At 62.1% G+C, this 25,162-nt stretch carries 19 protein-coding genes; 9 read left to right on the forward strand and 10 right to left on the reverse strand.

Annotation, left to right across the window (positions count from 1 at the left end; all coding sequences use genetic code 11):
• Positions 1-16: 16 nt before the first annotated feature.
• Genes DRW39_RS11680 through DRW39_RS11695 form a run of 4 tightly spaced genes read right to left on the reverse strand, consistent with a single transcriptional unit; the run spans position 17 to position 4,181 of the window.
• A complete protein-coding gene (locus DRW39_RS11680; RefSeq protein ID WP_116107220.1) occupies positions 17-1,219 on the reverse strand; it encodes a TIGR03364 family FAD-dependent oxidoreductase in 1,203 nt (400 codons plus the stop codon).
• A gap of 3 nt (positions 1,220-1,222) precedes the next feature.
• Positions 1,223-2,320 carry an alkaline phosphatase family protein gene (locus tag DRW39_RS11685; RefSeq protein ID WP_116107221.1) on the reverse strand — a complete coding sequence of 366 codons (1,098 nt, stop codon included), beginning with the start codon at positions 2,318-2,320 and terminating at the stop codon, positions 1,223-1,225.
• A complete protein-coding gene (locus DRW39_RS11690) occupies positions 2,317-3,597 on the reverse strand; it encodes a DUF5690 family protein (RefSeq protein WP_116107222.1) in 1,281 nt (426 codons plus the stop codon). Before DRW39_RS11690 ends, DRW39_RS11685 begins: the two co-directional genes overlap by 4 nt.
• Positions 3,594-4,181, reverse strand: a complete 588-nt coding sequence (locus DRW39_RS11695; RefSeq protein WP_116107223.1) for a helix-turn-helix domain-containing protein — start codon at positions 4,179-4,181, stop codon at positions 3,594-3,596. Before DRW39_RS11695 ends, DRW39_RS11690 begins: the two co-directional genes overlap by 4 nt.
• Positions 4,182-4,451: 270 nt before the next feature.
• On the opposite strand from DRW39_RS11695, the gene DRW39_RS11700 reads away from it, so the two are divergent.
• The 8 genes from DRW39_RS11700 (at position 4,452) to DRW39_RS11735 (ending at position 18,905) form a co-directional block, all read left to right on the forward strand.
• Positions 4,452-7,730, forward strand: coding sequence for a SusC/RagA family TonB-linked outer membrane protein (locus DRW39_RS11700; protein WP_116107224.1), 3,279 nt, complete (start codon positions 4,452-4,454; stop codon positions 7,728-7,730).
• Between the two features lie 100 nt (positions 7,731-7,830).
• Entirely contained in the window at positions 7,831-9,270 is a 1,440-nt protein-coding gene (locus tag DRW39_RS11705; protein WP_116107225.1) for a SusD/RagB family nutrient-binding outer membrane lipoprotein, read from the forward strand.
• A gap of 137 nt (positions 9,271-9,407) precedes the next feature.
• A complete protein-coding gene (locus tag DRW39_RS11710) occupies positions 9,408-10,325 on the forward strand; it encodes a hypothetical protein (protein WP_116107226.1) in 918 nt (305 codons plus the stop codon).
• Positions 10,325-11,002, forward strand: coding sequence for an ATP-binding cassette domain-containing protein (locus DRW39_RS11715; RefSeq protein WP_198664858.1), 678 nt, complete (start codon positions 10,325-10,327; stop codon positions 11,000-11,002). The genes DRW39_RS11710 and DRW39_RS11715 overlap by 1 nt, the downstream gene beginning before the upstream one ends.
• A gap of 214 nt (positions 11,003-11,216) precedes the next feature.
• A complete protein-coding gene (locus DRW39_RS11720; protein ID WP_198664859.1) occupies positions 11,217-14,174 on the forward strand; it encodes a SusC/RagA family TonB-linked outer membrane protein in 2,958 nt (985 codons plus the stop codon).
• A 24-nt stretch (positions 14,175-14,198) separates the two neighbouring features.
• Positions 14,199-15,947, forward strand: coding sequence for a RagB/SusD family nutrient uptake outer membrane protein (locus DRW39_RS11725; RefSeq protein ID WP_116107229.1), 1,749 nt, complete (start codon positions 14,199-14,201; stop codon positions 15,945-15,947).
• Between the two features lie 72 nt (positions 15,948-16,019).
• Complete coding sequence (locus DRW39_RS11730) at positions 16,020-17,117, forward strand: alkaline phosphatase (protein ID WP_116107230.1); 1,098 nt, start codon at positions 16,020-16,022, stop codon at positions 17,115-17,117.
• A gap of 24 nt (positions 17,118-17,141) precedes the next feature.
• Positions 17,142-18,905: an alkaline phosphatase gene (locus DRW39_RS11735; RefSeq protein WP_116107231.1), complete on the forward strand. Its 1,764-nt coding sequence runs from the start codon at positions 17,142-17,144 to the stop codon at positions 18,903-18,905.
• 253 nt (positions 18,906-19,158) lie between these two features.
• Here the strand turns inward: DRW39_RS11735 and DRW39_RS11740 are convergent, their stop codons facing one another.
• The 4 genes from DRW39_RS11740 to DRW39_RS11755 form a co-directional block, all read right to left on the reverse strand.
• Positions 19,159-19,581, reverse strand: a complete 423-nt coding sequence (locus DRW39_RS11740) for a DUF5946 family protein (protein WP_116107232.1) — start codon at positions 19,579-19,581, stop codon at positions 19,159-19,161.
• Positions 19,582-19,614: 33 nt separating this feature from the next.
• A complete protein-coding gene (locus tag DRW39_RS11745; protein ID WP_116107233.1) occupies positions 19,615-20,718 on the reverse strand; it encodes a Gfo/Idh/MocA family protein in 1,104 nt (367 codons plus the stop codon).
• Positions 20,719-20,968: 250 nt separating this feature from the next.
• Positions 20,969-21,460 (reverse strand): YdeI/OmpD-associated family protein, encoded by a 492-nt coding sequence (locus DRW39_RS11750; protein WP_116107234.1) that lies wholly within the window; start codon positions 21,458-21,460, stop codon positions 20,969-20,971.
• 81 nt (positions 21,461-21,541) lie between these two features.
• The gene (locus tag DRW39_RS11755) at positions 21,542-22,546 is read right to left on the reverse strand and encodes a family 43 glycosylhydrolase (RefSeq protein WP_116107235.1); all 1,005 of its coding nucleotides are present in this window, start codon (positions 22,544-22,546) and stop codon (positions 21,542-21,544) included.
• Positions 22,547-22,849: 303 nt separating this feature from the next.
• On the opposite strand from DRW39_RS11755, the gene DRW39_RS22250 reads away from it, so the two are divergent.
• Positions 22,850-23,002: a hypothetical protein gene (locus DRW39_RS22250; RefSeq protein ID WP_157976067.1), complete on the forward strand. Its 153-nt coding sequence runs from the start codon at positions 22,850-22,852 to the stop codon at positions 23,000-23,002.
• A 99-nt stretch (positions 23,003-23,101) separates the two neighbouring features.
• On the opposite strand, the gene DRW39_RS11760 is transcribed toward DRW39_RS22250, so the two are convergent.
• Both DRW39_RS11760 and DRW39_RS11765 read right to left on the reverse strand, forming a co-directional pair.
• Positions 23,102-24,673, reverse strand: coding sequence for an MFS transporter (locus DRW39_RS11760; protein ID WP_116107236.1), 1,572 nt, complete (start codon positions 24,671-24,673; stop codon positions 23,102-23,104).
• Positions 24,674-24,703: 30 nt separating this feature from the next.
• Positions 24,704-25,162: an SRPBCC family protein gene (locus DRW39_RS11765; protein ID WP_198664860.1), complete on the reverse strand. Its 459-nt coding sequence runs from the start codon at positions 25,160-25,162 to the stop codon at positions 24,704-24,706.

The raw sequence follows: 25,162 nt of genomic DNA on the forward strand, positions 1-25,162 counted from the left end.
GAATTTGAGCGGATGATTAGGATGGCGTGGTGGCCGGTTTGCTTGCGGTAACCGGATGCAGCGGCGTACCCGCGTAGAGGTGGTCGATGTGTGCGGCGGAAAAGCCCGGGCCGGCCGTCATCCCCTTCCCCCCGATGCCGGTGACGACGTGGATGCGGTCGCCGATCGTTTCCAGGTGAATATCATGCTCGCGGCACTGACTATAGTAGCCGTTCCAGCTGGCGTCGATCGTCCAGCGCGGCAAGTCGAAGATCTTTTTGGCCTCGTCCAGCATGTATTCGTTGAGCCGGGGGCGGTTTTCAAAGGAGAGCGCGTCTACCTCCCTGGCCGACGCGTATTCGTGGGTATCTCCGAGGATGATCGAACCGTCCGGGCTCTGCTTGAAGAGGATGTGCACCCCCCACTGCTTCCAGAACGCGCCCGGGTCTTCCGTTTCCTTCACGCGGGCGTAGCTCGGGCAGTCGCGGAAGGACTCGTAGCGCCGGATGCTCAGCCCGGTCAGGATGTTGCCCGGTAGTTCCGGGCCGGGGCCGGCCGCGATCCGCAGCATCTGCAGTTTACAGAGCTCGAGGTCGCTGGCGGCCAGCCGGTCGGGAAAGAGGGAACCGAAATCACCGCCGCTGCAGACAATGGCCCGTTCGGCGCGGTATTGATTGCCGTGGTTGTCGCGGGCCTGCACCCGCGCTCCGCCGCCCTTCAGTTTGACGACGCGGTGGCCGGGGCGGTAGTTCAGCCCTTTCTCCGCGGTGAGGTAGGCCAGTACGCGACCGATCATCTCCCGGGCCTCCACGGTCACCTCCTCCGGAAAGAACAGGCCGCCGACGCAGTAGTCTTCCCGCAGGCCCGGGTAGCGTTTCCGGCATTCGGCGGCGGTCAGCAGGTGGCTGGGGTAGCCGTTGTCCCAGTTGATCACGGCCATTTCCTCGAGCAGTCCCAGTTCGTCGTAGTCCGAGGCCAGGTACACGCTGCCGAGCTGACGCAGGGTGATGTCGGTACGCGACTGCAGATCCTGGTAAATGGCCAGGCTGCGCCGCCCGTGCGCCTGCCACCGCGGCTGCATACCCGACGGGACGATCTGGCCGAAGTTGCGGACCGTAGCGCCGCGGGGCGTGGCACTGGCCTCGCAGAGGGTGACCGACAGCCCCCGCTCCAGGGCTGCGGCCGCGTGAAAGGTACCGAGGACGCCGCCCCCGACGATGAGTAGATCGGACTGGGTCATGCCTTACTTTTTAGTGGCCTTCATAACTTCCGTGACCGGTTCTCCCACCTCGGTCGCGGCCGCCGCGGGATAATCGTAGCCCATCAGGGCGGCCAGCGTGGCGGCGATCTGGTCCTGGTAGAGCTGGTTATCGCCGGTCATTTCGCCCCGGGCGGGGGTGTCCGGGCCGATCACGGCGAGCCAGATGGCATCGGAACCGACGGCACCCTGCCCGTGCCCCTTCCAGCTTTCCAGGGGGCTTTCGCCCCGACCGTGGTCGGTGGTGAGGATCAGCGTGGTCTTGCCGGCGTACTGGGGGTCGGACTCCAGGAATTCCCACATGTCCCGCCACATTGCGTCGGTAGCGTGGGCGGCGTCGAGGTAGCGGTTGTAGCTGCCGTCGTGGGCGAAGTCGTCGGTTTCCCCGTAGCTGATGAAAACGATGCGGGGGTGGTCCTTGCGTAAGGTTTCGAGGGCGAAATTGTGGGTGAGCATATCGGGCCGGACGCCGCCCCAGAGCCTCGGGGCCTGCTCCTGCAGTTTATTGATAAATGCCTCCCCCTCCGTCAACTCCCCTTCGGCCACGTTGTAGCCGCTGTTGACGGGGATGCCGCTGCGTTGCTCGTTCACGATCCAGTCGAAAACGTCCCAGCTGCCGAAGGCGACCACCTTACCGGCCAGCTCCTCCTTGCCGTTAAGCCACTCCAGGACGGTGACGTTCGGATTCCATTCTTTATCGTTGCTGGTAATGCGCGGGTCGGCGTATCCGCTGAGGATTTCGTTGTAGCCCGGGTAGGAAAACCACTGGTCGTTACGGCAGTTGACTTTATTGTCCTGCCAGCGGTTGCCGTAGACCATACCTTTTGGAGCGAGCGTACCCCAGAAAAAGGGCATCAGCTGCCGGCGGCGCGCTTCGGGGGTGGCACCGAGATAGCTTTCGGTCATCCGTTCCCGGTCGTGGGTGAAGCGCTCGTCGGCCACCATGCTGTCCACGGCGCCGCCGAATAGCTCCTGCCACCGCAGGCCGTCCATGGTGATGAGGATGACGTTTTCCGTTTGCTGCTGCGCGCAGGCGGCGGCGGAAACAAGGGCGAGCAGGCAGGTAAACAGGTAGGTTCTCATAGTGTAGTCGGATGAAGGGTGGAAGGAAGCGGGGCGGGTGCGTCCCGGACCGGCAGGCGGCGGCGCAGCGCGCCCCAGGCGTACAGACCGAGCCCGAGGGTGACCGTACCGACAAGGTAGGCCAGACCGGTCAGGAAGCCCAGCCAGGGTATATCCGGAGCGGCGAGGCGCAGGAGCAAAACCAATATCGAGCCCGCGTAGCCCCCGGCGTCGGCCAGGTAGATCAGGAAGCCGGCGGTAGCGGCCTGCCGGAAGGCACCGATAAGCCGGTCGAAGTAGATGGCGTTGAGGGGAACGTAGGCCAGGTAGAGCCCCAGCCCGATGGCCACCATCCACGGACCACCGGTCAGGGCACCCAGCGAAAAGGCTCCCGTAGCGAGCAGGATGAGCGCCGCAGCGCCGGTAAAGAGGCCGTGGTAATAACGCAGCGCCCGCCGGTTGGAACGGATACGGTAGCCGATAAATAGAGGCACCAACGTAAGTAAGGCAACCGGCAGCTCGGCCAGGGTAAAGATCTCCGGCGTGTCTCCGTAGCCGAGGTCGGTCCAGAGCTCGGCGGCGAAGTTATCGCGGATGTCGCGCAGGGCGGTGATGAGGACGTACAGGGCCAGTATGGCCACCAAGCCGGGACCGAGCCGGCGCACCAGCGTCCGCCGTTCCTCCCGGGTCATGGGCTTGCGCAGCGTGCGGGCGGCAATGTCCCGGCGGTCGGGCGGCGTCATCCGGGAGAGGCCGTAGATGCACCCCAGCAGCGGCAGGAAAAACAGCGCGCCGGTCAGCGCTGGCATCCAGAAGGGCGACACCTCGTCGAGTAATAGGGAGCCGACCGTCTTGACGGCGCCACTGCTGACGATGAAGCTCACCGCCAGCATCGCGCCGAGGATCTCGGTGGTTCGCCGACCCTCCAGGTAGCTGAAGACCACCCCCCAGATGAGCCCGAGTGGTAGCCCGTTCAGGAACAGCCAGAGTGGGGCCGACCAGTGGTCACCGACGAGCCCGAAAAGCACCAGGGCGAGCTCGGCCACCAAAATGAGCGCAACGAAAAACCGCTCCCGCCCCACCCGATTCAGTTCGGAGATGACGCGGATCCCGATGAATTTGGAGAGAGCATAGCCAAAGACCTGGGCCACGACCAGCGTGGTCTTGAAGTCCAGTACGCCCAGGACCGCGCCCGCCTGCGAAAACTCCGCAGCCGTGAAGGGCTTGCGGAAGGCGTAGGTGCAGAAGTAGGCCCCGAAGGCCAATAATCCCGCGGTGATGGTAGGGGTAGGTCTCACGGGCGCAGCAGTTGATCGTGCAAGTAGACCACCAGCAGCCGGGCGGGTTCTGGCCCGTGATTGCGGGGCACGTGGGGGATGCGACCGTCGTAGAAGAGGGTGTCCCCCGGTTCTAGCCGCAGGGTATGGTCACCGATCTCGTAGTCGAGCGTGCCGGACAGCACGTACTTGAATTCGTAGGCGTCGGTGGTCACACGGTCCCGGCGGGAGCCGGCCTCGATGGTTAAGAGCACGGCCCGCAGCGCGAAGTCCGGCCCCTCACCGGACAGCAGCTGCAGGTAGTCGAAGCCCCTGCTGGCCAGCTCCCGCTCGATGGGTTCGGCCTCCCCGGCCCGACGGTGAACGTAGGGCGTGACCGGCTGGCCGTCCATATCGGCGAAAAAGTCAGCCGCCGGGCATGCCATCGCATCCAGGTAACGGAACAGCAGCGGCAGCGTGGGAATACTCCGGCCCGTCTCCACCTTCGACACCATGCCCTTCGTGATCCCGATGGCATCGGCAACCTCCTGCTGGGAGCGCTTCTGCTGCCGGCGCAATTCGCGCAGGCGGGGTCCGATGTCGAGGAGGGAGGGTTGCGTATTCACCGGGGCAAACTTAGCCCGCCCTACCCCCGCCCCGCAAGGCCACGCGCGCCTCCGGGGCGGAACTTCACGGTAAAATAATGCTGGCTTAATACCCGGCCGAAACGGGTTTCCCGGTGGGAAACCCCGGGCGGAAACGGAAACATTCCCTTAACCCAATCTGCTAGGAATCAATGTTTTACCCCAAACCGCTCTTAACCCAAACTTAAAGGGCAATCCTTGTCCTCACGTAGCGTCGGCTGCCACCTTTGCGGAGAAATTACGACTCACGCTATGAAACGAATCCGCACCCTTCTCCTACTGGCGATCTGCTGCGCCACCACCCTCGGCCTGCGGGCTCAGCAGACCGTCACGGGCCGGGTCACCGACCCCAACAACGAGCCCCTCATCGGCGCCTCCGTCCTCATTCCCGGCACGGGGTCCGGTACGGTCACCAACTTTGACGGCGACTTCGAGATCACCGTTCCCTCCCTCACCGATACCCTGCTGGTCACCTACGTCGGCTACGAAACCCTGCGCGAGCCCATCAACGGGCGCAGCGAGGTCCTCTTCCTGCTCCGGGAAGGCGCCCTCGACCTGAACGCCGTTACCGTCACCGCCCTCGGTATCGAGCGGGAAGCCAAGGCCCTGGGCTACGCCGTCCAGGAGATCGACGGCGAGCAGCTCGACCGCGTCAAGGACCCCAACCTGATTAATAACCTGGCCGGCAAGCTCGCCGGCGTACGGGTCACGGGCGGCGGCTCCGGCATCGGTTCCTCCAGCCGCATCGTCATCCGGGGCGAAAGCTCGCTGAGCGGCGACAACCAGCCGCTGTTCGTCGTCAACGGGGTACCGATCAACAACGATAACGGTAACAACGGCGGCGGCAACGGCAATATGGCCGCCGACTACGGCAATTCGGCCGCCGACATTAACCCCGACGACATCGAAACCGTCACCGTGCTCAAGGGCGCCAACGCCACCGCCCTCTACGGCAGCCGGGCGGCCAACGGCGTAATACTGATCACCACCAAATCCGGGGCCGGTAAACGGGGCATCGGCGCCAGCTTCTCCAGCAATACCACCTTCGAGCGGCCGCTGCGCATCCCCGAATACCAGAATAGCTACGGCCAGGGAGCCGGGGGGCAGTTCGCCTTCGGTGACGGATTCGGGGCCGGCACCAACGACAACATCGACGAAAGCTGGGGACCCGCCTTCGCCGGCAGTCCACTGATCGTGCAGCATAACAGCCCGACCAGTTCCGGACTACGGGCGGGTGACTTCGCCGTCCGGCCCCGGACCGAAGACGGGCAGTTCGCCGACGAAGCCACGGCCCTGCCCTGGACCGCCGCCCCCGGCAACATCGGGGATTTCTTCGAGACCGGCTACACCACCATCAATACCGTAGCCCTGTACGGCGGCGACGAGCAGCGCAACTTCCGCCTCAGCTACTCCAACACGGCCAACGAGGGCATCCTGCCCAACACCGACCTGAGCCGCAATAACCTGACCCTGGACGTCGGACAGAACTTCCTGGACCAGAAGCTGCGGGTACGTGCCAACGCCAACTACATCAACAGCAGCTCCGACAACCGCCCCAACAACAGCTACGGTACCGAAAACGTGATGTACCTCTGGGTGTGGTTCGGCCGGCAGATCGAGATGAACTCCCTGCGTGACTACTGGCAGCCCGGGCAGGAGAATATCCAGCAGTTCAACTACAACTACAACTGGCACGACAACCCGTACTTCACCATGTACGAAAACACGAACGCCTTCGACGAGAACCGGCTACTCGGCAACGTCAACGCTACCTACGACTTCACCGACGAGCTGCAGCTGATGGTCCGCTACGGCCTCGACACTTACGACGAGCTCCGCACCGGCCGGCGGGCCTGGTCCACCCAGCGCTTCCCCCGCGGCCAGTACCGGGAGGATAACATCTTCTTCCAGGAGCGGAACGCCGACTTCCTGCTGACCTACGCGCCGCAGATCGGCGAGACCTTCACCGCCACCATCAGTGCCGGCGGCAACCAGATGACCCAGGAGCGCCGCTTCCGGCGTACCTCGGCCAACGAACTGGCCGTGCCCGGGGTGTACAGCTTTAACAACGCCGCCATTCCCCTGGTCAATAACCAGTATAATAGCCGCCGACGCATCAACAGCCTCTACGCTACCGCCAATCTTGGCTTCCGGAACTTCCTCTACCTCGACCTGTCGGCACGCAACGACTGGTCCAGCACCCTCCCCGCGGCCAACAACAGCTACTTCTACCCTTCCGCTTCGCTGTCCGCGGTGCTCAGTGAGGTGATTGACTTCCCCGCCGCCGTGAGTTTCGCCAAGCTGCGGGCCGGCTACGGCCAGGTCGGCGCCGATACCGACCCCTACCGCCTGCTGGGCTACTTCCAGTTTTCGTCTAATACCTACGGCGGCCAGTTGCTCGGCACGGAAGACAACCTGCTCGCCAACGCCAACCTGAAACCCGAGCGGCTGAATACCCTCGAGTTCGGCGCCGACCTCCGCTTCCTGCGCGGCCGTCTCGGCCTGGACCTGACCTGGTACAACAACGTATCGCGCGACCAGATCCTGCAGGTGCCGGTGAGCCAGGCCAGCGGCTACGGCGCCCGCTATTTCAACGCCGGCGAGATCGAGAGTAAGGGCGTGGAACTGCTGCTCACCGGCGAGCCCGTCAGCCGGGGCAACTTCGACTGGCGCGTCAACCTGAACTTCACCCGCGCCCGCTCCACGGTGAACGAACTGGCCCCCGGCATCGAAAGCTACCAGTTGAGTTCGAATTACCTGACCGTACTGGCCCGTCCCGGCGAACGCATGGGCGACGTGTACGGCACCGGCTTCGTGCTCATCGACACCGAGACCAACGAACGGGTGACCGTGGACGACGTAGCCGACATCAAGGATACATACGCCCACCTCTACGACGCAAACGGCTTCCCCGTCCGCGACCCCAATCTGCGCCGCCTCGGCAACTACAACCCCGACTTCCAACTCGGGCTGAACAACGACTTCCGAATCGGTAACATTGACTTCGGCTTCCTGTGGGACTGGTCGCAGGGCGGCGTCATCATGAGCCGGACGCTGCTGATCGGCGGCACCTCCGGCATGATGGCCGAGACGGCGGAATACGACCGGGAAACGACCGACTTCATCGGCGGCACCACCCGGGTCACCGGCGTGAGCGAGCTCGACCGCAACGGCGTAGTCGCCACCGCCGACGGCACCTACGTACCCAACACCACCGCCCTTAGCGCCCGCGATTTCTACTGGAGCCACTTCAACCGCGACAACGAGACCGTCGGCATGTACGACGCCACCTTCCTGAAGCTGCGCGAGGCCCGCATCGGCTACAACCTGCCCCGGGAGTGGGTCAGCGGCATCGGCGCCCAGCGGATCCGCCTGAGTCTGATCGGCCGCAACCTGCTGCTCTTCACCGAGAATCCTCACTTCGACCCCGAGGTCTTCAGCTACGGCGGGGGCGGCATCGTACCCGGCGTGGAGGACATGGCCACGCCCAGCAGCCGCAGCTTCGGCTTCAACCTGAACGTCGTCTTTTAACCCCCTTTCCCTTCCTGATTTTCTCTATACCTGCGCTCCGCCGCAAAAATTATGGCGGCGGAGCGCAGGAAAAAAAGCTTGTACTAAAAAGTAATGTCCGATGGCACGTCCTTTATCCCTTCTCTTTCTGGCCGTGATGCTGTTCGCCTGCGGTGACCTGGAGGAATTTAACGAAAACCCCAACGCCCCGAGCATCGACCAGGCCAGCCCCGACCTGATCCTGCCCAAGATCCTCTACGAGGTGGGCGACGAACTCACCTCCAGCCTGGCCTGGGGCACCGGCAATACCCTGGCCCAGCTGGTGGCCAGCAACAACTTCACCGGCACCGACCGCTATCTCCTCGGCAGCTACGGCGGCACCTGGAACCTGCTGTACCGCAACGCCCGCGACGCGCAGAACGTCATCGCCCTGGGCGAGCGCCTCAACAATCCGAACTACCAGGCGGCCGGCCTGTTGCTGCGCGGCTTCTGTATGCAGTTTCTGACGGAGATGTACGGCGACGTGCCCTTTACGGAGGCGCTGGGCGGCAAAACGGAGGGTAACTTCCAGCCGGCCTACACGCCCCAGCGCGACATCTACGTACAGCTGCTGGCCGACTACGAGCGGGCCGCCGACCTCTTCGACCCCACCGTGGGCCTGAATGGCGACATCCTGCACGACGGCGATATCCCCCGCTGGATCGAATTCGCCAATGCCCTGCGCCTGCGGACGATAATGCGCCTGGAGGATAAATGGGACGAAGTGGGCCTCAGCGCCGCTGACCTGCAATCCTTCGTGACCGAGGCCAACCACATGGACGAGCTGGAGGACTCCGCCCTGTTGCCCTACCTACCCGTGGGCGCCAACCGCTGGCCCCAGCATACCGGCCGCGTGGGCGGCTTCGACGAAAAACGCATGAGCGTGACCATCGAGGGGGTGCTGGAGGAACTGAACGACCCCCGACTGGGCATCCTCTTCCGGCCGGTGGATAACCCCGACAGCGACGAATACGTAGGCGTGCCGAACGGCCTCAGCGAAGACGCCGCCTCCAACTACAACGGTGGGGCGCTGAATCAGAGTCGCCTCGGTACCCGCTTCCGGGAAGAGCCGGACGCGGTGGACATGGTCTTCATTCACTACCCCGAGGTGCAATTCCTGCTGGCCGAGGCCGCCGAAAAGGGCTACATCGAGGGCGACGCGGAGGCTTTCTACCTGGAGGGTATCCGGTCCACGATGACCTACTACGGCACCGAAGCCACCGACGAATACCTGAGCCAGGAGGGCGTGGCCTACACCGACGACCGCGACGAGAACCTGCGCCTGATCGCGCGGCAGAAGTGGCTGAGCCTGTTCATGGTCGGCCTGGAAGCCTGGTTCGACTACCGCCGCACCGGTCTGCCCGAGCTGACCCCCGGCCCGGACGCGACCCTGGACCGGATCCCCCTCCGCATCCAGTACCCGGATGAGGAGCAGGTGCTGAACACCACGAACTACCAGGCCGCCGTGGCCCGCCAGGGCGCCGACATGATCGGTATGCCGACGTGGCTGCTGGGTGAATGAGCTATTTAGTTGATTAAATATTTACATTGCCGGGTTTCCGTCTGCGGACGGGAACCCGTTTTGCTGTTCCCAGGCAGCGAGTCATGCATGGCAAGCCGTAGCTTTGGGCCATCCGATGTGGTCTGACCGCTTCCCGTATGCACTATTACTTCCGGTTGCAACTCCTGCGGGCCAGCCGCCGCCTGGCCGATTTTGGCTTACCGCTGCCGGTGGCCGTCGGACTGGGGTTGGCCGGCTGGGTACTCGGGGCGGTATATCTCTACGGCCGCTTCACCGCGGCACCTTGGATTTTGCTGGCCCTGACGGTCGCCACCCTCTGGCCGTTGTCGGCCGGGGCGCGTTTCGATCGGCTGGAACGCCTGTTTTCCCGGCGGGACGTCCGGTTGATCCGGCATACGGAGCAGCTGACGGGCGGATCGGTAAGTCTGCTGGTGCTCCTCGGCTACGGGAGTTGGCTGGCGGCCGGGGTACTGCTTGCCCTGCTTTCGCTCCTGGCGGAATTCCGGCGGGGCGGTTCGGGCACCTTCGTACTACCGACGCCCTTTCGCAGGTCTCCCTACGAATCCGCCGTCGGACTCCGTCGCTACGGGTGGGTGCTGCCGCTGCTGTATTTCGTGGCCTGGCAGGGGGTGTCGGCCGATAACGTCAACCTGCTGCGGTTCACCGGGGTGGGCTGCGGGCTCCTGGTCATGTCGTTCTACGCCGATACGCCGCCGCCGGAGCTGCTCCGGATGTACCGGTCCGCTGCCCGTGGATACCTGTGGGGTAAAATCAGGACCGCGGGCTACGCCTATACCCTTTTCGCCCTCCCGATCTGGGTCGCGCTCGGCGTGGTGTGGCCGGACGGATGGGTCCTGCACCTGCTGGTTATCGGCCTGGGTTTGCTGTACATTACGGGTATGATCGTGGTGCAATACGCCGGTTATCCCCGACAGCCTGACTTCCTGCGCTCCGTCGCCCACGTGGCCGGCATGTGTTTTCCCCCGCTGCTCCTGATTTTGCTCGTCGGTTGGTACCGGGAAGCCCGGGGCCGGCTCAAGGCTATTTTGACGTGATGGTCGTCCGCAACCTCACCCGTTCGTTCGGTACGATGCCCGTCCTGCGGGGTGTCGACCTCGATCTGCCGGCGGGCACGGTCCACGGCATCGTGGGTCACAACGGGGCGGGCAAGACCACGCTCTTTCGTTGCCTGGCCGGCTTGCTCGACTGCCGGGGAGACATCCAGCCGCGGCCGGCGGAGGTACGTACGCGGATCGGATTCTTGCCGACCGATCCGAGCTTTCCGAGCTACGTTACCGGCTGGGAGTACCTGAAGCTCTGCTGCGCCGCCCGCCAGCTACCGACCGAGGACTTTGCCGACCAGAACCTCTTCGACCTGCCCCTCGACCGCTACGCGGAGGATTACTCCACCGGCATGAAGAAGAAGCTGGCGTTGTTCGGCCTCCTCGTCCAGCAAAACGATCTATACCTGCTCGACGAGCCCTTCAACGGGGTCGATATTCAAAGCAATCTCCTGATGCAGGCGCTGCTGCGCCGCCTGCGCGAACGGGGGAAAACGGTATTGCTCTCCTCCCACGTCTTCGCGGGGCTACGGGAAAACTGCGACGCCATCAACGTGCTGCGCGACGGACGGATCGAGCGCACGGTAAGCCCGGACGCCTACGACTCCCTCGAAAAGGAATTGCGGGACTACGTCGTCGGCGCACGGCTGGATCGGCTGCGCATCGATTAACATCCGCAGTTACCGGAAACGAGGTCACCCTTTATCTTTCATATACCGCCACGTGAGGCTGCACTATATGGATATCACCGGTAATGCGTAGTAGCCATTAAATCAGGTTAAACTTCCCGTTAAGTAACCGGGCGTGACTTAACCTAAACGTAATGGGTTTCCTGCCCGACGGGTTATGCGGCCAAATACCTTTGTGCCCGCTAACTCACGACATATGAAACTACCGCTTTTCGTACTGTATGCCCTGCTACTGAGTACGTATGGCTACGGCCAAACCCAGGAAATCACCGGATCGGTCCGGGATATTGATAATCAGCCCCTTACGGGCGTGACGATAATGGTCGGAAATTCGGGAATCGGATCGGTTTCCGATATTGACGGATTATTCACGGTACCGGCCGCCGTGGGGGATACGCTACGCCTAAGCTACGTAGGTATGCAGCCCCAGGAAGTCATCGTACCCGCCAGCGGTACCGTGGAGGTTACCCTGGAAAATAATGCCGCCCAGCTGAACGAGGTGGTGGTGATCGGCTACGGTACGGCCAAGCGCTCGGACGTAACCGGATCGATCGCCTCCGTCAGCGACGAGGACTTCAATAAGGGCGTGGTGACGAACCCCGGCCAGTTGCTCCAGGGCAAGGTCGCCGGCGTTAACGTTACCGCTGCCAGCGGGGAGCCGGGTGCGGCGCAGGACATCATCATCCGCGGGGTGGGCAGTCTGCGCTCGGGCACGACGCCACTGTTCGTCGTGGACGGCTTCGCGCTCGACAACTCCGCCAACGGGGTGCCGACCAACCCCCTAAACTTCATCAACCCGGCGGACATCGAAAGTATCGACGTACTAAAGGACGCCTCCGCGGCGGCCATTTACGGGGCGCGGGCGGCCAACGGGGTGATCGTGATCACGACCAAGAAGGGCCGGGCCGGACAGTCGCAGATCAACGTTTCGGCTTCCACCGCGGTGGGATCGCTGGCGCGCAAGATCGACGTCTTCTCGGCCGACGAGTTCCGCAACCAGCTCAACGCCATCAACGGTGTACTCAACGACGGCGGGGCCAGTACCGACTGGCAGGACGAGCTGACCCGCACGGCCAATACCCACCGGGTGAACCTGTCGCTGAGCGGCGGGGCCGGCAGCGGCTCGTACTTCGCTTCCTTCTCGGCCGACGACCAGGAGGGTATCCTGCGCAACAACGACCTGCAGCGCTACGCCGGCCGGCTGAACCTGACGCAGCGGGCGCTGAACGATCGCCTGAGCGTGGCCCTCAATCTTTCCGCCACCCGCTTCGAGAACAACCGCGCTAACAGCAACTCCGTAGTGACGGACATGCTGCAGCTCAATCCGACCTTCCCGGCTACCGACGGCGACGAGCTGCCCGAGCTGGTGGGCGACAACATTAACCCGCTGGTGCGCGAGCGGATCTACGACGATATTTCCCTCAACAACCGCTTCCTGGCCAACATCTCCCCCTCGCTGGAGATCGTGGAGGGCCTGACCTATAAATTCAGCGTGGGGGTCGATTACTCCACTACCAACCGGGACGTGCAGTACATGCCATTTCCCAGCATTACCGACTTCGAACTGGGTAGCCTGGATACCTACACTACTTCTAATACCAACACCCAGGCGGAGAACACGCTGACTTACGAGTGGGACCGTGGCGTACACGATCTGACCTTCCTCGCCGGCCATACCTACCAGCAGATCGAAGTGGATCGGAAGGCCTTCTTTACCGAGGGCTTCCCGAACAACGGCGTGGAGCCCCGTTTCCAGGTTGGTGCTGCCAGCGAGCCGACGCGGCAGTCGGCCTTCGCCACCATCAACGAACTACAGTCGTTCTTCGGGCGGATCAACTACGGCTTCAACGAGAAGTACCTCATCACGGCCACGATGCGGGCCGACGGTTCCTCCAAGTTCGGCACCAACAATAAGTACGGTTATTTCCCCTCCGTGGCCCTGGGCTGGAACATCAGCAACGAGGATTTCCTGGCCGATAGCGACGTGGTGACCTACCTCAAGCTACGCGGTAGCTGGGGGCAGACCGGCAACCAGGAGATCCCCGCCAAGATCACCCAGGCCAGCTTCACCGAAAGCAATACCGGCAACGACACCTACCCCCTCGACCCGAACGCTTCGACGCTGAGTGAATACCCCTACGGGACCATCTACACCCGCCTGGCCAACCCCGACATCCAGTGGGAGGTATCGACCCAGACGAACGTGGGCCTCGACTTCGCGCTCTTCAACTACCGCCTGACCGGCAACCTGGACTTTTTCAACAAGACCTCGGAGAACATCCTGCTGGAAGTCGCCCCCGTCGACCCCATCCAGCCCACCGACCGCTACTGGACGAACATTCCCAATATGGAGATCCGGAACAGCGGCCTGGAACTGGCCCTGAACTACCGCAGCAACGAAAGTCGCGACTTCGTGTACGGCATCGGCGGCAACGTTTCGTACATCCGGAACGAGGTTACCGACTCCCCCTACAGCATCCTGACCACCGGCTCGGTGATCGGGGCCGGGCAGACCGGTGCTACCGTCAACGGCGTCCTGAACGGGGAGCCGATCGGCACCTTCTACGTACAGGAATTCCTGGGCATCGGGGAGGACGGCCTGAACCTATTCGCCGACCGCAACGGTGACGGGGAGATCCTGGACAACGACCGCTTCGCCGCGGGCACGGCCCTGCCGCGGTACATCTACGCCCTGAATGCCGACTTCTCCTGGCGCAACTTCGACCTGGGCCTCAACTTCAACGGCGTAGCCGGCAACAAGATCTTCAACCACGTCGCCCTGTCCATCTTCAATAAGGGTAACCTGGCCAACTCCCTGAACACCACCGACCTGGCGGTACAGTATCCCGACGAGGACGTATCGAACTCGAACCGGGTATCCACCCGCTTCCTCGAGGACGGTGACTTCCTGCGCCTCAACAACGCGACCCTGGGTTACAACTTCGACCTGGACCGCCTGGGCATCGGGCAGGTCGTCCGCAACGTCCGCCTGTCCGTCACCGGGCAGAACCTCCTCCTCTTCACCGACTACTCCGGCTTCGACCCCGAGATCAACACCGGCAGCTCGGTCGGCGACATCCAGACCTTCGGCATCGACTACTTCAGCTACCCGCGGGCCCGGACCGTCCTTTTCGCCCTGGACGTCACTTTTTAATCTCCCCCCAAAAGACTCGAACCGATGAAAAACATCCTTCGCAATAGCATCCTGGTCGGCATCGTCGGCGTACTGAGCGCCTGTACCGACCTGCAGGAGGTCGTCCTGGACGAATCCTTCACCGGCAGCGGCCTGTCGGAAACCATCAGCGGCGCCATCGCTCCGGCCTACGGGCAGGTGTCCTCGACCTGGCGGCACACCAACTACTACGGTCTCCAGCTCATCGCCTCCGACGAGGCCATCTTGCCCCACCGCGGCGGTACCGACTGGTTTGACGGCGGCAAATTCCTGGCCGCCCACACGCACAGCATCACCCCGACCAACGACCTGGTGACCAGCTCCTGGAACGAACTGACCCGCAACATTTCCCGCACCCTCACGGCCATCGAGACCCTGCGTCCGCTGGCGGAGAACGGCAACGACGAAGCCGAAGCGGCCCTCTACGAGATGATCGCCCTGCGCGGCTACCTGAATATGCTCATGCTCGACAGCTGGGGCGTCGTGTTCCGCAAGGAAACCTCCTTGGAAACCTCGGAGGTCCTCCGCGGGCAGGACGCGATCGACTACATAGGGGGTGAGTTCCTATCGGTGGTGGACGTCATCAACACCGACCGGGGATCCGGCCGCATGACGCAGTCGGCCGTCCGGGGCTTCCTGGCCCGCCTCCACCTCAACGCCGCCGTGTACCGGGATCCCTACGGTACACCGGATTTTACGGAGGAGGATATGGACCGGGTCATCGAATACACTTCCCAGGTGATCGATTCCGGTCTGTACGAGCTGAGCCCGGAGTACTTCGCCCTCTTCAACGACGAAAACCACAGCAATCGCGAACTGATCTTCGCCCTCGACCAGCGCGGGGTGCTGGAGCAGGAGCACAGTCGGTGGACGTACTGGTCGCTCACCGGATCCATGTGGGGCCGGCCGGAGTTTCCCAGCTCCGACGGTACGGACGGCCCGGCCATCACACCGGACTTCTACCGTACCTGGACGGAGGCCTACGACGTGGACCCCGCCGCAGCGGATAATCGCTTCTACATGCAGAACCAGGACATCCCGGAGGAACTGCGCGACCTCACGGGCCTATCGCCGGCCAACGACGCGGATCACTACTACTGCACTACCGCCGAGGAATACGAATTTAACCGCGGCATCATCCGGGGCGTCATCTGGGGCCCGCGCAAGGACGAGAACGGTGCCTTCCTCCGCTGCGACGACGATCCGAACGAGTACCGCATCTACCCCGTCATCCAGATCAGGGGCAACGGCCCCGACCGCGACGTCGCCTACGTCGACCACGAACTGCAGGTAGACTTCACCAACGAGGGGCGCCTGCACTCCAAGGGCTACCGGGTATCGAAGTACCAGTTCAGCCGGACCTCGCCCAACGCCAATGACTTCAGCAGCATCGATATCGTCCTGATGCGCTACGCCGAGATCTACCTGATGCGCGCCGAGGCGAAACTAAGACTGGGCGATAGCGCCGGAGCACTGGAAGACATGAACACCGTACGGACCTCCCGCACCGCCCGCGAACCCGTGCCGGCGGCGCTGGAAAGCATCGACCTGGACGTGCTCTACCGGGAGCTCGGCTTCGAATTCTACTGGGAAGGCCTGCGGCGTACCAACCAGATCCGCTTCGGCCACTACGAAGACAGCTGGACGGAGAAGACCGACAGCGATCCGCAGAACCGCCTGTTCCCTATCCCGCAATCGGCCATCGACGGGGCCTCCAATACCCCGGGCTACCTGCGCCAGAACGAAGGCTACTAGCCACCAACAATTTTCTATCGGGGCCGGCGGGGACAGGATTCCCTGCCGGCTATTTTTATCAACTACCTACAGATGCACCATCGCCTTTTCCCGCTGCTGTCCTGGCTATTTCTGGCCTTTAGCGTACCAGTCCTCGCCCAGCATCCTCCCAACGTCATCCTGCTTATCGGCGATGGGATGGGCGTGGCACAGGTATCCTCCGCCTTTTACTTCGGAGAGGGTACGCCGCACTTTCAACGGTTCACCAAGATCGGCCTGGTCAAGACCAACAGTGTCAGTAACAAAGTGACGGATTCCGCCGGGGCGGCCACGGCCATCGCGACCGGGGTGCGGTCGTACAACCGGGCGATCTCGGTTTCTCCCGATACCGTTTCCGTCCCTACCATCCTGGAGCAGCTGCGGGATGACTACGGGTACCGTACCGGGCTGGTCAGCCTGACCTCAATTACCCATGCCACGCCGGCCTGCTTCTATGCCCATGTGGCCGACCGCGATGAGCACCACGAAATCGCCGCCCAGCTGATCGGTAGTGGAGTGGATTTCTTTGCGGGTGGGGGACTGGATTACTTCACGCGCCGCGCCGACGGACGGGACCTTTACCGCGAACTGGCCTCCCAAGGCTACCGTCTCGATAGCCTGGAGCTTTCCCCCGCCGACCCCAGCCGCAAGAACGGCTACCTGCTGGCACCGGAATCCCTGCCTTCGAAGGTCGAGGGGCGGGGCGACTTCCTGCCTGACGCCGCCCGGATGGGGCTGGATTACTTTACCCGCCAGGAAGCGCCCTTCTTCTTCATGGTGGAGGGATCGTACATCGACTGGGCCGGACACGCAGAAAACGACACCATGCTGATCCGCGAGGTGGCGGATTTCGACAAAACCCTGGGCATCCTCCTGGATTACGTGGAAGCACATCCAAACACCCTGCTGGTCGTAACGGCCGATCACGAAACCGGCGGCGTGAGCCTGGCGAAAAAGTATCACCCCCAGGTGGTCTTCGGACAGAAGAAAGAAATACCCGCGGAGGTAGCCGTCAGTTTTAACTCCAATCAGCACAGCGCGGAGCTCGTCCCGATCTTTGCGAAGGGAAAGGGCGAGGACCTCTTCCCGGGGATCTACCAGAATAACGAAATTTTCACGCGCCTGCTCCGGGTCGTCCGTTCGGAACAATAACTCAGGGCCGCCAAATCAACGTATATGTCCATTCGCCATCATCTCCTCTTCTCTCTTATTCCGGCCCTAGCCGTATCTCTCACCGCCCAGGAAACCTACCGGGTCCATTCCCATAACGATTACGTCCAGGAAGTACCTTTCTGGCGGGCGTACAGCGCCGGTGCGGAATCCATCGAAGTGGACCTGGTATTGCGTAACGATAGCCTATATGCGGCCCACGGTGCCGGAGACATCGTAGCGGGGAAAACCTTCGCCGGAGAATACCTGGGGGCGCTGGACGGACTGGCTCGGAAGGGCACCCTGCGGCCGGTACAACTGCTCGTGGACCTGAAGACGGAGGCGTACGCTACTTTGGATGAAGTGGTTACCGCCATTTCCGCCTACCCCGCCCTGGTGGACAACGACATGGTGACCTATGTCATCTCCGGCAACCGGCCGGCTCCCGATGATTACGACGACTATCCTGGCTTCATCTCGTTCGACCACCAGCGGCTGGACGACCTGGACCGGGTGAACCTCGACAGAGTGGCCCTGATCAGCCAGTCCTTTACCCCCTACTCCGTCTGGAACGGCTACGGCCGGATGACGGCGGGGGACCTGGCGCGGGTAGACTCGGTGCTGCAGCTCGCCGCCGCGACCGGCAAGCCCTTCCGTTTCTGGGCGACACCGGATACCAAGACGGCCTGGGCCCGCTTCGCTGAAATGGGGGTGGGCTACATCAATACGGACAAACCCGCCGCCGCCCGCGCATTCCTGGATCAGTTGGACGAACGTACGTTTAAGGTGGAGTCGCCTTCCCCCGTCTACGTACCGGAGTATGATTTTGACCCCACGGGGCAGCCGCAAAACATCATCCTGCTGATCGGCGACGGCAATGGTCTGGCGCAGATCTCGGCGGCCCGACTGGCGAACGGCGGGGAACTGACGATCACCAAACTGCGGGACGTGGGCCTGATGAATACGGCATCGGCCGACGATCCGGTCACCGATTCCGCGGCGGCGGGGACGGCCATGGCAACCGGCCAGAAGACCAACAACCGCGCTATAGGCGTGGACACGGCCGGTCAGCCGCTTCCCACTTTGATCGAGATCCTAAGCAAGCGCGACTACCGAACGGGCATTGTTACCACCGATGCTATCTGGGGCGCTACCCCCTCCGCCTTCTACGCGCACACGCCGGAACGGGACGATACCGAGGCCATTGTCGATGACTTACTGCGTAGCGACCTATCCTTCTTCGTGGCCGGCGGAGCGTCACAGGAGCAATCTATTGAGGCCCGGTTCACTACCACGCCGCTGGAAGACTTTCGGGAACTGACTAAGCCAACCGCCGTTTACCACGGTACGGAAAAGATGCCGACGGTGCGGAACGGCCGGGGGGACTTTCTGCCCCGCAGCGTTGAGAAGGCGCTTTCGGTGCTGGAGACCGACGAGCGGCCCTTCTTCCTGCTGGTGGAGGGGGCCCAGATCGACAACGGGGGCCACGCGAACGACATCGCCACCGTAGTCACCGAAATGCTCGATTTCGACCGCGCGGTGGCCGAGGCGCTGCGTTTCGCGGACCGCGACGGCAGCACCCTGGTGATCGTCACCGCCGATCACGAGACCGGTGGACTGGGCGTAGCGGGTGGGACCCACGACAATACCGTACGGGCCGATTTTTTGAGCGTGGACCATTCCGGTATTCTGGTGCCGGTATTTGCTTACGGTCCCGGCGCCGAGGCTTTTCGGGGGGTATTTCAAAATACCGAGATCCATGGCAAGATTATGGAGGCGCTGACCCGGTGACCAAAATATCCCGCGTGCCGGCGAGGCGCTTTGGTAAGAAAGGGACAGGGTATTATGCCCGGATTAACCGATCAGCTCCATTTCCTGCGCTCCGGCGCCCGAAAAATTAGGTAGGGGAAGGCTTATTACGCGGGTGGAAAGCGTTGCCCCTGCGTGCACGGTCGAGTATGCACTGGTTTCGACATTGCCCTGCTGATATCCGGGAAAATAGCTCCCCCTTTCGTGCAAGTAGGTTGCGCCCGGTCATTGGTAACTAAGCAAAGCTACCCAGGCGATTACGGCAGTAGGTGGCGATGGTATCGTGTAGCGGGGCATAGGCCTCCCAGACCGAGCGGCACCACTCCAGAATCATGACGTCCCGTTCAGTGCCCGGAGGACAGGCGAGCACCTGGTCAACCGTAATGCAACCCCGCTCCACCGGGGGCGTCAGCACGGGGAAGTCCGTTTTATCCGTTGCCAGTTCCACGTGCGCCCGCTGTACCTGCCGCCCCGTGAAGCCCCGGTCCAGGGTTAGGTGCAGCCCCACCAGCGCATACAGCAGGCCGATCGCCTTCGTCTCCGGCCCGGCGGTTTGGGCGGTATAGGCGTCGACGATGTGTTGGTGTACGAAGCGGTCGCGGTCAGGGTGCGCCAGGGTATAGTAGCTGAGCTGATGGTAGGCTTCGGAGAGTTGCATTCGGGAAGCTAAGCGAGCGCTTGCGTGTTTGTATTATTCCAGGGTAACCGTTCGCCCGCTGGCCGCGCTCCGCCGCGCCGCGTCGAGGATGTCGACCACGGTCAAGTTATTTTCGAGGGCGGACAGGTCCGTCGGGGCTACCGTAATGTGGCCCCGGATAACGGCTACGAAGTAAGCGAAGGGGTCATCGTAGGGCGCCGGACGGTCTTCCAGTCTCATCGATTCCTCCGCGTAGCCGTCGTAGCCTTCCGCCATCCGTATCCGCAGGTCGTGACTATTGTCGGCGTATACCGCGCCGGTGAGCCCGTAGATCTCCAGATCTTTACGCCCCATCGGCCAGTTCCAGCTCGGCTGCAGCAGCGCCACCGCGTCGGGGTAGGTCAGTATGATGATTGCCTCGTCTTCCACCTCCGGATTATTCTCTGCCTGTAGCTGCTGGGTGACGGCGGTTACGGTGAGTGGGCGCCGCCCGTCCATCAGCCAGGTCATGAGATTGGCGCCGTAGCAACCGAAGTCAGTGAGCGCGCCCGCACCATTCAGTTCGGGGTCGGTCAGCCATTCCAGGAATTCCGAGTCCACGCCGATCTTCTTCGGGCCGCGGTGGCCGTCGCGCGCAATCACTTTCCTGATGTCGCCGACGCGGTTCTCCTCCTTTACCAGTTCGTAGGCCTTATGGTTAGTGGGGTACCAGGTCGTTTCGTAGTTGGTCAGCAGGTGAATCCCGTGCTCGCGGGCGAGTGCTGCCATGCGGTGGGCGTGATCGGCGTTTACGGCCAGGGGCTTTTCGACCATGACGTGTATCCCCCGCGGAGCGCAGTATTCCACGATGGTCAGGTGATCGTAGATGTTCCCGAAGGCGGCCACGGCTAGGGGCTGACGGGCCGCTACCATCGCCTCCAGCGTCGGATATACCAGCTCGGGGTCAAAATCGTATTGGTCTCGATAACGCTCCACGAGAGTATCGTTGTCCTCCACGATACCGACGATCTCGATGTCGCCCCTGTCCTCGCTGTTGAAGATGCCGTGTACGTGGGAGTGCGTAAGCCCGACTACTCCTACGGCTAGCGGATCGGACTGGCTGCGCAGTGGTAAGGCGGCCAAAAAGACTGCGGTGAAGAGTATCGGATATTGGAGCATGGCAACGGATGACTTAGCAAGGGAAGATAGGATTTGAGACTGTACATCCAACTGTGTCTACAACTGTTTTTGATGAATGAGTACCTCTTCTAACCCCTCGCGCAAGTTTGCGGACTTCGAGGCGGACCTGATTCAGGGTCTGATGAACAAACAACCACTGGCCGGTCCCGATGGACTGCTCAATGGCTTATTCACAACGCCAGGAGGACATACTTCTCGATGAAAATCACCAAAAAGCGGGGTGCCCTTTCTATCGATCTTTAACGCCTGCTCTGCCAATAAACCTTCCCTCGCCCCTTAACCACGTCACCGCCCGCGCAACGTTACGGGTTAAGCTTGCCTCCGTCTTCAGATTAGTGAGGTAGCGGATCACCTGCTGCTGCAGGGAGGGGGGAAGGCCTTCGAATGCTTCCCGGGCCTCCGCATCCGCCGCCAGGGCGCCCGCGAGCGCGGGGTGCAGGGGCAGGCTACGGTTGCGGGGATCGTAGGCAATGCTTACTTCGACCGGCTCCCCTACCCGCCGCGGAGAATCGGGCAACATCGTGGTATTGACGTACAAGCGCCAGGCTCCGGCGTACCGCACAAGGGTCTGCGTATAGGCCACCCCGTTGAGAGTTCCGTGCACCGGGATGGGCCCTTTATCGCGATCGGCCGCCCGGAACAGTTCGGTCAGAATCGATTCCGGTACGGAGACAAATGGATTGATGCCGATGATCTCCAGTGAAGCCTCAAACGGGTGCATACGTAATGAACTTAGTGGGCCGGCTAACCCGTCTGATGCCTGCGGCCTGGTAAAAGGGCTTTTACCTGCGCTCCGCCGCCATCAGTCTTCCTCCGCCTGCCGGAAATCCGGGAATCCGCTGGCCGTCCAGCGGATGACGCGGGCGCGGGTGGCGCGGTCGGGGTTTTTTAATTCGGCACCTTCGATCTCTTTGTAGTCGCGGGCGTGGTAGATCATCACGGTGTTGCCGTCCGCATCGGTGGTGAAGGAGTTGTGCCCGGGGCCGTAGCGATCCACCTCCTCATTGGAAGAAAAAACCGGGCCGGGTGATTTGTGCCATTCGGTCGTATCCAGCAGGTCGGCGTCCTCGTCGATCCAGAGCAGGCCCACGGCGTAGTGGTCGTTGGTAGCGCTGGCGGAGTAGGTGACGAAGATTCGATCGTCGCGCTTGATCACGGCGGGCCCCTCGTTGACGTTGTACTTGATGCGCTCCCAGCTGTATTCGGGTTGGGTGATGACCACCTGCGGACCGGTCAGCGTCGTCGGGTCACTCATCTCCGAGAGGATAAGGGAGGTTCCGTCGCCATCGCGCTCGGCCCAGATGAGGTAGCGCTTGTCGTGGTGGGTGAAGGTGGTCGCGTCGAGGGCGAAATCGTCCCGCTCGCTGGTGATCTGTCCTTCTTCGGTCCACTCGCCGGTCATGGGGTCGTCGGATTCGTTCGACAGCACCCACATACGGATCTTCCAGATGTCCTCGGCCTCCGCGGCAGCGAAGTAGATGTACCAAATTCCATCGATACGGTGGAGTTCCGGTGCCCAGATGTGGTGGCCCATCACTCCGCTGTAGTGCTTTTCCCAGAGCGTCTTTTCCTTGGCCTCTTTAAGTTCATTAATGCTTTTCGCGCTGCTAATTACGATCTTGTCGTAGTCCGGTACCGTAGCAATGAGGTAATACGTGCCGTCGTCCGCGCGATAGACCCAGGGATCGGCGCGCTGTTCGGCTAGGGGGTTTTCGAAGGAGGTGGTAGGTATATCCTGCCGGGAACCTTGCGCTGCACTGGTAGTCTGCAGGGCAAAAAACAAAATCAGGAAACTCAGATATCGCATGATCGTAGAGTAGCAAATGGATCGAAGCGACCAATATACGGGCACCCGGGCAGCCAGCTAAGATTTTAATTGTGTTTATGACAATTATAACGGATCGTCTCCTCCCCGGAGTAAACACGACTCTATGAATATGGCGGCGGAGCGCAGGTAGAAACTACGCAAAGACCGCCAAACTTTAACTAAAATAATCCAAATTTAAACCGGAATATAAATGAATGACTGGAACATGTTTTCCCAAACATGGGTTTGAACATAATTATCTAACGTTGGATCGGATTAACATCGATCCCAAACACTAACAACATGGCTAAGCAAACTACCGATTCCAAGAAAGCACCTAGCAAACCCGCCACCGGCGGTAAGGCAGGTGCCAGCGCACCCAAAACCGACAATACGAAGGGCGGCGCTAAGGCGGGCGACAAGAAGAGCAGTGACAAGAAGGGCGGCAAGAAATAACCACCCGGACGGTTTCCGTCGATCTTTTACTACAGGCCGGAAGCGAGGATTCGCTTCCGGCTTTTTTGTGCATTGCTGTCTGGGAAAGGGCGGACTCCTTTACTCGTGTTCGCCGTTCAAGACCTCCCGTTCCATTTGCACTCCGTTGTTTGCCAGCCACTCCTCAAACCGCCCTTGCATATCCGCGTCGTGCCGGGTCGTCTGCATGCGGACGCCGGCATAGGGCGTTCCCAGAATCAGGTCGACCTCCTCGTCGATTCGATCCGCGTCCGGATGGTCGATGATGCGCCGACGCAGGGCTCCCGAACGGTAACGACTCCCGCTCAAGTCCGCCAGTCGATCCAGGAGCGGCTTCCGCAAATGGCCGGGAAACGTGTAGGTTGTACGAAGGAGCTGCTTTTTCGGGGCCGAGGTCATACCGGCCGCCTCCACCGAAAAGAGCGGATCGCCAATGGACAGGTCGAAGTGGCTGGCTTGGTCCAGCCGCAGCCGCCGGGCCAGGATCGTGAGCACCAGCAGCGACCCGGCCGCTGCATAATGACTGATGGCCAGTGTCGTGAGGTCGGCTATCCACCCCCAGGCCGCCGAGCCAATCGCCAGGCAGGCGGAGGTCGACATCAGATAGAAGGCCAGCCCGCGCGCGCCAAACCACCGGGGCAGGGCGTATTGCGTACTGGTCATGACGGTGGTATAGCCCGTCTGCCAGGCCGCCCCGCAGGCCAGCACCGCCGCTAAGCTGAGGGGTACGGAGGTCGACCAGCCCAGCACCGCCAGACCGGCCGCCATCACGGCTCCGGCCAGAAAGATCATCCGGTTCGCGTTTAACCGTCGGGTTACGCCGCCCAGCGTTACGCCACCCAGCACGGCACCCGCCCCCACGGCACCGACCATATACCCGTAAAGGTCGGCCTCCCCGGACAACCGCTCCCGGGCAACCAGGGGCAGCAGCGCGAATAAGGCACTCGCGGAAAAGAAAAAGCTGACGGCCCGCAGCGTACTGTCCCGCAGCGCCGGGGAGTGCCGGTAAAAGCGCACCGCATCGCCCATCGCCAACCGCAAGGGAGGCTGACGGCCGTACTCCAGGTTCTCGCGGTCGTCGCGCCAGAACCAGATGTAGATCCACACCGTCAGAAAGCTGACGGCATCCGCCCAGTACGGCAGATCGAGGGTATAACGGGTGATCAGGTACCCGCCCAGCACCGGGCCGATCGCCCGGCTTAGATTGAAGGAAATTCCGCCGAGGTTGACCGCCGAACGAAGTAACTCTTTGGGTACGAGTTGGGGGATAATGGCCGACATCAACGGTCGCGAGAACGCCGCCCCTAAGCCGTTGAAGAAAGTAAACAACAACAGCAGCGGCACCGTAGCCCGATCAGCATACACGATCCAGGCGAAGACCGCCGTACTGATGATGAGTAGCCCCTGGCTGATGAGCAGGTTCAGCCGCCGGTCGTACACGTCGCCCAGCGCCCCCGCCGGCAGGGCAAAGAAAAACAACGGAACCATGGTGGCGGTCTGGACCAGGGACACCATCAGTGCGGAGCCGTCCAGCTCCGTCATCAACCAGCTCGACCCCACCGTAAACAGCCACGTACCGATGTTCGATACGAGCGTCGCCGTGACGAACAGCCACAGGGGCCAGCCGAGCTTGGGTGGGTCCGGTTTTTGCATCCGTGATAAAGGCGGTCGCCGGGGGAAAGTTTAGCCCAGCAGTTCACGCCAACGTTCGGATTCCGCAACCTGATTGATGATGGCATTCCGGCGGGTCAGCAAATCTTTCATATAGCGTTCCAGGAACAGCCGGTCGGCTACCCTGCCCAGCCACCCCAACGGCGCGGTGTAGTCGAAGCTATCCGTCATCGTGGTATATCCTTCCTTTTCGTCAAATCGGTGTTCGTGGCGGAAGCGTTTAAATGCCCCCTCGACCATCTCGTCCACGAAGTAGTTAGGTCGATCGTACCCGGTTATCCGGGCCGTCAGGGTCTGATACACCCCGAAATGCCGCGCCCGCCAGGTGACGGATTCACCGGCTTCAATAGGGCCGGAGGTTCGTCCCGCGATGGCCGTCTCGTTCGTTTGCGCGGTGGATACCTGGTGCAGATCGATACTGCGGGCCAGATCGAAAACGATCGTCCGATCCGCTTGGATCAACGTTTTCAC

The organism is Lewinella sp. IMCC34191 (assembly GCF_003390935.1).
Classification (GTDB): domain Bacteria; phylum Bacteroidota; class Bacteroidia; order Chitinophagales; family Saprospiraceae; genus Neolewinella.

Excerpts from the sequence above, each read along its gene's own strand:
- DRW39_RS11680 (WP_116107220.1), bottom strand. The coding sequence starts at position 1,219 with ATGACCCAGTCCGATCTACTCATCGTCGGGGGCGGCGTCCTCGGTACC.
- DRW39_RS11685 (WP_116107221.1), bottom strand. The coding sequence starts at position 2,320 with ATGAGAACCTACCTGTTTACCTGCCTGCTCGCCCTTGTTTCCGCCGCC.
- DRW39_RS11700 (WP_116107224.1), top strand. The coding sequence starts at position 4,452 with ATGAAACGAATCCGCACCCTTCTCCTACTGGCGATCTGCTGCGCCACC.
- DRW39_RS11705 (WP_116107225.1), top strand. The coding sequence starts at position 7,831 with ATGGCACGTCCTTTATCCCTTCTCTTTCTGGCCGTGATGCTGTTCGCC.
- DRW39_RS11710 (WP_116107226.1), top strand. The coding sequence starts at position 9,408 with ATGCACTATTACTTCCGGTTGCAACTCCTGCGGGCCAGCCGCCGCCTG.
- DRW39_RS11715 (WP_198664858.1), top strand. The coding sequence starts at position 10,325 with ATGGTCGTCCGCAACCTCACCCGTTCGTTCGGTACGATGCCCGTCCTG.
- DRW39_RS11720 (WP_198664859.1), top strand. The coding sequence starts at position 11,217 with ATGAAACTACCGCTTTTCGTACTGTATGCCCTGCTACTGAGTACGTAT.
- DRW39_RS11725 (WP_116107229.1), top strand. The coding sequence starts at position 14,199 with ATGAAAAACATCCTTCGCAATAGCATCCTGGTCGGCATCGTCGGCGTA.
- DRW39_RS11730 (WP_116107230.1), top strand. The coding sequence starts at position 16,020 with ATGCACCATCGCCTTTTCCCGCTGCTGTCCTGGCTATTTCTGGCCTTT.
- DRW39_RS11735 (WP_116107231.1), top strand. The coding sequence starts at position 17,142 with ATGTCCATTCGCCATCATCTCCTCTTCTCTCTTATTCCGGCCCTAGCC.
- DRW39_RS11740 (WP_116107232.1), bottom strand. The coding sequence starts at position 19,581 with ATGCAACTCTCCGAAGCCTACCATCAGCTCAGCTACTATACCCTGGCG.
- DRW39_RS11745 (WP_116107233.1), bottom strand. The coding sequence starts at position 20,718 with ATGCTCCAATATCCGATACTCTTCACCGCAGTCTTTTTGGCCGCCTTA.
- DRW39_RS11750 (WP_116107234.1), bottom strand. The coding sequence starts at position 21,460 with ATGCACCCGTTTGAGGCTTCACTGGAGATCATCGGCATCAATCCATTT.
- DRW39_RS11755 (WP_116107235.1), bottom strand. The coding sequence starts at position 22,546 with ATGCGATATCTGAGTTTCCTGATTTTGTTTTTTGCCCTGCAGACTACC.
- DRW39_RS22250 (WP_157976067.1), top strand. The coding sequence starts at position 22,850 with ATGGCTAAGCAAACTACCGATTCCAAGAAAGCACCTAGCAAACCCGCC.
- DRW39_RS11760 (WP_116107236.1), bottom strand. The coding sequence starts at position 24,673 with ATGCAAAAACCGGACCCACCCAAGCTCGGCTGGCCCCTGTGGCTGTTC.